The organism is Moorena sp. SIO4E2 (assembly GCF_010671945.1).
Taxonomy (GTDB): Bacteria; Cyanobacteriota; Cyanobacteriia; order Cyanobacteriales; family Coleofasciculaceae; genus Moorena; species Moorena producens.
In genome coordinates this window covers 1-2,114 of the sequence record NZ_JAAHIE010000955.1, presented here as the reverse complement: position 1 = coordinate 2,114, position 2,114 = coordinate 1, and the positions used below count along the sequence as shown (strand labels likewise).

At 43.8% G+C, this 2,114-nt stretch carries 2 protein-coding genes and 1 pseudogene; 1 reads left to right on the top strand and 2 read right to left on the bottom strand.

Annotation, left to right across the window (positions count from 1 at the left end; translation table 11 throughout):
• Positions 1–195 precede the first annotated feature (195 nt).
• Positions 196–1,299, bottom strand: a complete 1,104-nt coding sequence (locus F6K37_RS39385) for a saccharopine dehydrogenase family protein (RefSeq protein ID WP_287256687.1) — start codon at positions 1,297–1,299, stop codon at positions 196–198.
• A gap of 190 nt (positions 1,300–1,489) precedes the next feature.
• Positions 1,490–1,639, bottom strand: coding sequence for a hypothetical protein (locus F6K37_RS39380; RefSeq protein WP_287256685.1), 150 nt, complete (start codon positions 1,637–1,639; stop codon positions 1,490–1,492).
• Between the two features lie 223 nt (positions 1,640–1,862).
• Here F6K37_RS39380 and F6K37_RS39375 point away from each other — a divergent pair.
• Positions 1,863–2,114 (top strand): annotated as a pseudogene (locus F6K37_RS39375) (helix-turn-helix transcriptional regulator); the annotation flags it as partial.

The window sequence follows — 2,114 nt, the reverse complement described above, 5'->3', positions numbered from 1 at the left end:
GTCTTAGCAAATTAGAAAGGGAAATTTGGCGGCGTAAGTCCTGTAATTTGAGTTATAGCAGTCGCCAGGGCAGTTAGGACATGACAAAAGTCTCACACCCTTTGTAAGCGCAAGAGTTTGACTTCTGACTTCTGACTTCTGACTTTTGACTTCTGCTATAAAGGAGGGTTATCAAAGCGAATTTGGTATCAACACTTAACCTTCAACAGTATTAATCTCAAGTCCTCGACTTTGTATAGTTTGCTCAAATAATGGCGTAGACAGGGCTTGTTCCACCGGCCAAACTCCCGGTTTATTGAGTTGACCAGTAAGCATCAGTTCAGCAATACTACCAGTACCGACCCCAGCAGCGACAGCAGTATTCTGATGGACTAAGGTTGAGCCAGCACGGGCTGATTTACCATCTTTGTAACCAGTAACCTCTGAGCGAATGGCAACACCAACGCCACTAATGCGATCGCTTACATCGGTCATGATGTGGCTGACATGGGACAAAAACTCGATTCCAGCGGGATTTTTCAGCCAAGATGAGGGAAAGATATGGGCGGCTATCCAGGTAAGATGATTATAAAAATCGGGAACTGAGCCAAATTTAGTGATGACGGTGTTAACGGGGAATGAGTCCACTAAGGTCAAGGCTTCTGGCATATCAAACCAGTAGACACCAGCTTTACCATAGGGAGCAGGGAATTGGATGGTTTCGCGTAGGCTATAAGGTTTCACGGTTTGCCACTGATTATCAATCCAAGCTTCAAACGGTTCTTGCAATCCTAGGAAAGTAGTACGCATCACCGTCACTCCAGCACCACCAGAACCGGCAACTACATAGCTGAGGTGAATCCGTTCTGCAACATCTAACTGTTCTACATCGTGACGCACCATACTATTCGAGATACCAGGAAAAATGCCAGAATTCACAATAGCGGTGACACCAGCAGCAACAGCTTGTTCACGGAAGGCTAAGGCTTTACGGGTAAAAGCACGGTTGTCACTGACATCGAGATAGTTAACTCCTTGTTCGATGCAAGTGTTTAGGACAGTAGCGTCTCGGTAGAGAAACGGACCAGCACAATGGATGACTAGGTTGTGAGATGCGATCGCATTTCTTAACCCCTCCTGATCAGCTAAGTCTAGAGGGATAAACTGCACGGGGGGCTGTAACTGTTGTGGCAGACCTAGGTCAAGTTTACCCTGACGTCCGGTAATCGTAATTTTCGCCTGAGTATGGGCAAGTAAGTCTTGCGCTACACTGTTCCCGATGCGTCCTTTGCCTCCTAGGATTAAAACCTGGTCTGTCATTAGATTATGTCTGCTTGAATACTGATCGCAGTTCTATCTTACGGTTGCTAGTTTCACTTAATGTCATCATTGGATTCAAGTCTAATTGAATTGTGTCCATTGGGTTTTACTAAAAGTAAATTTTTGAACTCTAGGGATCCCTGTAGGAATTGTGATAATTTTTGATGCCATATTCCCTACTCCCTACTCCCTACTCCCTACTCCCTTTAACAATATAGCAATTTTCAGGTATTGAAACGTAATAGAAGTCAGTCCGACTTTGGGGAGATTCTTTGCTATCTTCCCCATCTTTCCCATCTTCCCCATCGCCATCTTCATCAATTATCCCGATGTTGTGCAAACCCCTTCAGGGGATAGGCTTCACCTGCGCCATTTAGTTAAGTTTTGTTACAAAATTGCGACATCCGGCATAAACGGTAAGGCTTAATCCTGATAAGTATTAAAACCCTTAAAACTAGCAACTAACTACCGTTTGCAGCACATGACCTAGCTCCCCCAAACTGATCAGTGTGAAATCGCCTCTGACGAGACTATCCAACTTTTTTTTAGAATAGGTCTACAAGATGAATACTATCACCAACTCTTTAGAAAGGGCAAATACTCAAGCACAACAGTTAGATCAGGTTTTCTTACAAGGGATACTGGAAGGATTTATTGATGGCATTTTGATTTTGAGTACAAAAGGAAAGATACTTCATGCCAATGAATCTGCTCGCCTTCTGTTGCATAAACTCACACCAGACAGTAAACCATCTAATTTGGTGCCTAAACAAATCTGGCGTATCTGCCAAGCTTTGAAGTACAGTTTTAAGTCA

Bases quoted from the DNA above. Each gene is read 5' to 3' on its own strand.
- F6K37_RS39385 (WP_287256687.1), bottom strand. From the start codon at position 1,299: ATGACAGACCAGGTTTTAATCCTAGGAGGCAAAGGACGCATCGGGAAC.